This window comes from Variovorax atrisoli 110B (assembly GCF_000382045.1).
GTDB lineage: Bacteria > Pseudomonadota > Gammaproteobacteria > Burkholderiales > Burkholderiaceae_C > Variovorax > Variovorax atrisoli.
In genome coordinates, this window is record NZ_KB907484.1 from 1 (window position 1) to 6,838 (window position 6,838).

General features: G+C 66.7%; 2 protein-coding genes. Both read right to left on the reverse strand.

Annotated elements, in window-relative coordinates:
- On the reverse strand, positions 1–4,425 hold a 4,425-nt coding region (locus G369_RS0135050), incomplete at its 3' end, for a non-ribosomal peptide synthetase (protein ID WP_026346887.1).
- A partial coding sequence (locus G369_RS0135055) for a non-ribosomal peptide synthetase (protein WP_026346888.1) occupies positions 4,425–6,838 on the reverse strand: 2,414 nt, incomplete at its 5' end. The genes G369_RS0135050 and G369_RS0135055, both read right to left, overlap by 1 nt.

Below are 6,838 nucleotides of genomic sequence, written 5' to 3' on the forward strand. Positions count from 1 at the left end.
CAGCGGCGTGCCCCCCGGCAGCGCACTGCAGCGCTGTGCCAGCGACAGGTTCGCGTGCTCGTGGTGCAGCAGCTGCGTGAGCGCCTCGTGCGTCTGCCTCACGCACGCCAGCACACCCCTCGCTCCCAGCCTCACCCGCAGCGGCAGCGTGTTGATGAACAACCCCAGCGCCCTCTGCGCCCCCTGTCCACCCTGCATCCGGCCGAACAGCACCGTCCCGAACACCACGTCGTCCTTGCCCGTGGCCTTGCCCAGCACCAGCGCCCACGCCAGGTGGAACAGCGTCGCCGCGCTCACCCCGTGGCGCTGTGCTTCTCTCCGGATTTGTTGGGCCAGTTCCGGCTCCAGCCTCAGTCGGGCCTCCTCCACCCGCGTGCCGTCCCCCTGCACGTCCAGCAGGTTGAACGGCGCCGTCGGCTCGTCCACGTCTGCCAGCATCTGACGGAAGAACGCCTCGTGCTCCGCCTGGCTCACCCCCAGCCTTGCCTGCGCCACGTAGTTCCTGAAGGGAACAGGAGCCGGCAGTTCGGCCTGCCTGTCCTGCTGGATCAGTGCGATCTCCTGCACCAGGAAGTCCAGCGTCGTGTGGTCCAGCACCATGTGGTGGCTGGGCAGTTGCAGCAGCCAACGGCCCTGGGCCGGGTCGTGCGCTGCGATCGCGTGGATCATCGGAGCTTGTTGCACGTCGATGCGGTAGTGCGCGGGGTCGACGTGGGCCTTGAGCTGGGCGGGGACGTCGGATGCTCCAGCCTCCAGCCATTGCAGCTTGAGCTGCGCATGCCGCTGCACCACCTGCACCGGCTCCTTCAGCCCCTCCCACAGCACCGCCGTGCGCAGGATGTCGTGCCGCTCGATCACGCGGTTGAAGCTGTCTACGAACCCCTCCAGACGCTCCCGGCTGTCGAACCCCAGTGCGTGCGAGGTGATGTACGCATCCCCTTGCGTCTGCAGCAGGTGGTGGAACAGCATCCCCTCCTGCAGCGGCGCCAGCGGGTAGATGTCCTGAATGTTCGAAGCACCGCCGATCACCTTGGCTTCGATGCGCCTGATCTGCGCCTCGTCAAGTTCGATCAGCGTGAGCATGTCCGGGCGGATCGCCTCGCAGTCGGCAGGAATACCGTTCTCTGGCACGACCACTTCCACCCGCCCCTGCTCCTGCTGCAGCGCCTGCGCGAAGGCGCCCAGCTGCGGGTGCTGGAACAGCGTGCGCACCTGCACGCTCCAGCCACGCTCGCGCACGCTCTCCAGCAGCCTCAGCGCCAGCAGGGAATGGCCTCCGAGCTCGAAGAAGTTGTCGTTGCGGCCCACGCGGGTCACTCCGAGGACTTCGGCCCAGATCGATGCCAGGGTTTGCTCGACCTCGCCCTCGGGCGCCTCGTACGCTCTGTCGCTCGTGAACTCCGGCGCAGGCAGCGCCTTGCAGTCCACCTTCCCGTTCGCGTTCAGCGGCAGCGCCTGCAGCTCCACGATCACACTCGGAACCATGTAGTCCGGCAGCGCCTCGCCCAGCTTCTGCTTCAGAGCAGCTGTATCGATGCCGTTGCCCGAGACGTAGGCCACGAGTCGCGTACCCGCAGGGCCCTCGTTCGCCACGACGACCGCTTCACGCACTTCAGGCTGGGCCTGCAGCCCCGCCTCGATCTCCCCCAGCTCGATGCGGAACCCACGCACCTTCACCTGATGATCGATCCGGCCCAGGTATTCCAGCTGGCCCTCGTTGTTCCACCGCACAAGGTCCCCCGTGCGGTACAGGCGCTGCCCCTTCTCTGTCGCGATGAAGCGCTCCGCGGTCAAGGCGGCTCGCTTCAGGTACCCCCGCGCCAACCCCTCCCCACTGACATACAGCTCCCCCGCCACACCCTGCGGCACAGGCCCCAGCTGCCCATCCAGCACCTGCATCCCCAGGTCCGGGATCGCCACACCCACCGGACTTCGCTGCTGACCCAGGTCCGCCCGCGTGATGCGCCGGTAGGTCACGTGCACCGTCGTCTCGGTGATGCCGTACATGTTGATCAGCTGCGGGCTACCGTCCCCGTAGCGCTCGATCCAGGGCCTCAGCCGCTGCGGGTCCAGCGCCTCGCCTCCGAAGATCACCGCGCGCAGCGCCAATCCTCCCTCCAGCGCCTGCGGCAGGGCCACCAGCTGCCCGAAGGCCGACGGCGTCTGGTTCAGGATGCTCACTCGCTGCTCGCGCAGCAGCTGCAGGAAGTCCTCGGGCGAGCGGCTCACCCAGAACGGCACGACCACCAGCTTGCCCCCGGTGCACAGCGCTCCGAAGATCTCCCACACCGAGAAGTCGAAGGCGTAGGAGTGGAACATCGTCCAGACATCCTGCGGCGAGAAGCCGAACCAGTGTTGCGTGGCGTCCAGCAGTCGCGTCACGTTGCGGTGGCACAGCTGCGCGCCCTTGGGGCGGCCTGTGGAGCCCGATGTGTAGATGACGTAGGCCAGGTTCTCGCCGTGCAGCGCGACCTGCGGGTTGCCGTCGGGCTCGGACGCGGTATCGAGCGTGTCGAGCACCAGCACCTGGAGTGATTCAGCTCCGGGCAGTGCGCCCAGGTGGCTCTGGGTCAGCAGCAGCTCGATGCCGCTGTCTTGCACCATGTAGGACAGGCGATCTGCGGGGTACTCGGGGTCCAGGGGCACGTAGGCGCCGCCGGCCTTGAGCACCGCCAGGATGCCCACCACCATCTCGATGGATCGTTCCACCGCGATGCCCACCCGGCTCTCGGGCTTCACGCCCAGGGCGATCAGGCGGTGGGCCAGACGGTTCGCCTTCGCGTTGAGTGCGCCGTAGCTCAGGGACTCATCACCGAAGACCAGTGCAGTGGCATCCGGATGCTGCGCCGCCTCGCGCTCTATCCGGCTGTGGATCGGGTCGCCGACTGAGGATGCCCGAGACTGATGTTGCGATCCCCACTGCTGCAGCTGCAGCAGTTCCGCCTCGTCCAACAGCTTCACGTCACCCACAGTCTGCTCGGGTCGCTCGGCCAATGCCTCCAGCAAAGCCAGGTAATGCCCCGCCATGCGCTCGACGGTCTGCGGCTCGAACAGCTCCGCCGCATATTTGAAGCTCGCCCGCACGCGACCGTCGGCGTCTTCGCTGGTGTCCAGCGTCAGTTCGAACTGCGCGGCCTGCGTGCCCAGGTCGTACTCGGTCATCGTGAGACCCGACAGGCTGTCGAGTGCCTTGAAATCCCCACGCTGGTGATTGAACATGACCTGGAACAGCGGGCTGGTGCTCAGGCTGCGTTCTGGCTGCAATGCCTCCACCAGTTGCTCGAACGGCAGGTCCTGGTGGGCCTGCGCGCCCAGCGCGGCCTCCTTCGCGCGCGCCAGCACCTGCGTGAGGCTCTCGCGGCTGTCCAGCACGCTGCGCAACAGCTGCGTGTTGACGAAGAAGCCGACGACGCCTTCCGTCTCCACCCGGTGACGGTTGGCGATCGGTACGCCCACGCGAATGTCGGACTGGCCGGTGTAACGGTTCAAGAGCACCTGGAAGCCCGCGAGCAAGGTCATGAACAGGGTCGCACCCTGGCCCTGCGCGCGCTTCTGCAGCCCCTTGACCAGTGCCTCCGGCAATTCGAAGGCGCGGCGCGCGGCGCTGTAGCGTCCGTCTGCTCGCCTGGCGTGATCGGCCGGCAACTGCAGTACAGGCTGATCGGTACCGACGTGCGATGTCCAATAGCCGAGCTGGCGTTCACGCTCGCCGGCCTCGAGCCAGTTGCGCTGCCAAACAGCGTAGTCCGCGTACTGAACCGGCAGCGGCTGCAGATCCGCGTCTTCGGCACCGCCCTGCACGCGCGCGCGATATTGCGCGACGAACTCGTCCACGATGATCTGCATCGACCAGCCGTCGGACACGATGTGATGCATCACCACGACGAGCATGTGCTCCTCGGGCGCAAGGCGGATCAGGCCGACCCGCAGCAACGGGCCGGTGGTCAAATCGAAGGGGGTGTCGCTCAAGCGATGCGCCTCTTCCCGAAGGCGGAGCTCTCGCGAATCGCGCCCGGCAATGGCGCCGAGGTCCACGACGGCGATGTCGAACTCGACACTCTCGTGAATCACCTGTTCGGCAAGGCCGCCAGCCTGGGCCCGGAACGTGGTGCGCAGCGACTCGTGGCGCTGCACCAGCGCGTCGAAGCTCGCGCGCACGGCCGCGACATCCAGCGCACCGGTGAGCCTGAGCGCACCGCTGATGTGGTACGCGGTGCTCGACGGATCGAGCTGCCACAGGAACCATTGGCGCAGCTGTGCGTAGGAAAGATGGCAATGATCCGGCGACGACGTGTCGCGCGCCAGGATCGGAAACTGCCCGAGCGTGAGCCCCTCGGCGCGAATCTTCTGATAGACCGTGCGCCGCTGTTCAGGCGTCAGTCGCGAGAAGCGCTCCGCAATGCGACGGGTTGCAAGGGTTTCCATCAAACAGCCTCCATGCTGTCAAGCAGTGAATCGATTTCCGAAAGGGCCTGGGTGGCCGGTTTCATCAGGTTCTTGTCGGCGATGAGAGTCGCCATCTCCGTGAGCACGGGATGCAGGAAGACATCCCTGATCGCGAGGTCCATCTGCATGGCGCTCTGGACTCGGGCGACTGTCTGGGCGGCGAGCAACGAGTGACCGCCGAGCTCGAAGAAGTTGTCGTTGCGGCCCACACGGGTCACTCCGAGGACCTCGGCCCAGATGGCTGCCAGAGCCTCCTCGACCTCCCCCTCGGGCGCCTCGTACGCCCTGTCGCTCGTGAACTCCGGCGCAGGCAGCGCCTTGCGATCCACCTTCCCGTTCGCGTTCAGCGGCAACGCCTCCAACTCCACGATCACGCTCGGGACCATGTAGTCCGGCAGCGCTTCGCCCAGCTTCTGCTTCAGGGCTACCGTGTCGATGACCTGGCCTGCATTGCCCGAGACGTAGGCCACCAGCCGGGTCCCGGCCGGGCCTTCGTTCGCCACGACGACCGCCTCCCGCACCTCCTCTTGGGCTTGCAGCCCCGCCTCGATCTCCCCCAGCTCGATGCGGAAGCCCCGCACCTTCACCTGGTGGTCGATCCGACCCAGGTACTCCAGCTGGCCCTCGTTGTTCCACCGCACCAGGTCTCCCGTGCGGTACAGCCTGCTTCCGTTGGCCGCTGCAATGAAGCGCTCGGCGGTCAGTCCCGCCCTCTTGAGGTAGCCCCGCGCCAGGTTGATGCCCCCCAGGTACAGCTCTCCCGCCACACCCGCCGGCACCTCGTTCAGGCTCCCGTCCAGCACGTACGCCTGCGTCTGGCTGATCGGACGCCCGATCGGCACCTGGCTGCTGCCGTCGTCCCGGCACGTCCAGTGCGTCACGTCGATCGCCGCTTCCGTCGGGCCGTACAGGTTGTACAGCTTCGCCTGCGGCAGCCTTGCGAACACCTTGTCCCGGGCTTCCGCTGGCAGCGCCTCTCCGCTGCACACGATGCGCTTCAGGCTCGTGCACGCCTTCGCCCCCTCGTACGCCAGGAACGCCTGCAGCATCGAGGGCACGAAGTGCAGCGTGTTGACCTGCTGCCGCCCGATCAGCTCCACCAGCCGCTGCGGGTCCCGGTGGTCCCCGGGGTTGGCCACCACCAGCTTCGCTCCGTACATCAGCGGCCAGAAGAACTCCCACACCGACACGTCGAAGCTGAACGGGGTCTTCTGCAGCACCGTGTCCGTCGCACCCAGCGCATAGGCCTGCTGCATCCACGCCAGGCGGTTGTGCAGCGAGCGGTGGCGGTTCGCCGCCCCCTTGGGACGGCCCGTCGAACCTGACGTGTAGATCACGTAGGCCAGGTGTTCGCCGTGCAGGTCGACTTGCGGATTACTGTCGGGCTCGGACGACGTGTCGAGCGTGTCGAGTTCGAGCACCTTGGCCACTCCAGCGACAGGCACCAGTGCACGCAGGTGGCTCTGCGTCAGCAGCATCCCGATGCCACTGTCCTCGACCATGTACGCCAGCCGGTCCCCCGGGTACTCCGGGTCCAGCGGCACGTACGCACCTCCGGCCTTCACGATCCCCAGGATCCCCACCACCATCTCCACCGAGCGCTCCACCGCGATGCCCACCAGCACCTCGGGGCCCACGCCCTGGGCCATCAGCCTGTGCGCAAGCCGGTTCGCCCTCGCGTTGAGTTCGCCGTAGCTCAGCTTCTCTTCTCCGAACACCAGTGCGGGTGCTTCAGGGTGCTGCTTCGCATAGCGCTCGATCAGGCGATGAACAGTTTCCGCATCGCCATGGCTTCGCTGATTCCAGTTCCACGCCGCAAGCTGCGAAAGTTCTTGCCCGGAAATCACTTGGACGTCAGATGCAAGCTGCTCCGAACGCGCTTCCAAGACTTCGACCACGCCACGGAGCGCGGAATGCATATAGCCGCACACACGTTGCGCGTCCACGCTCTCGCTGATCTGCGCCACCAACTCGAAGCCTTTGCCCAGATCGTCCACGGACATGACGAACGGATAGTTGGTCCGCTCCTCGCCGCCCAGTACCTCCATGCCCTCCCAGGCGATGCTGGCTTTCTGCTCTTCGCCAGCCTCGGGCTCCGGGCTGTACCGGTAGTTCAGCAGCGCCGAGAACAGCGGCGTCCCCCCCGGCAGCGCACTGCAGCGCTGCGCCAGCGACAGGTTCGCGTGCTCGTGGTGCAGCAGCTGCGTGAGCGCCTCGTGCGTCTCCTTCACGCACGCCTGTATCTCTCTGGCTCCCAGCCTCACCCGCAGCGGCAGCGTGTTGATGAACAGCCCCAACGCCCTCTGCGCCCCCTCCCCGCCCTGCATCCGCCCGAACAGCACCGTGCCGAACACCACGTCGTCCTTGCCCGTGGCCTTGCCCAGCACCAGCG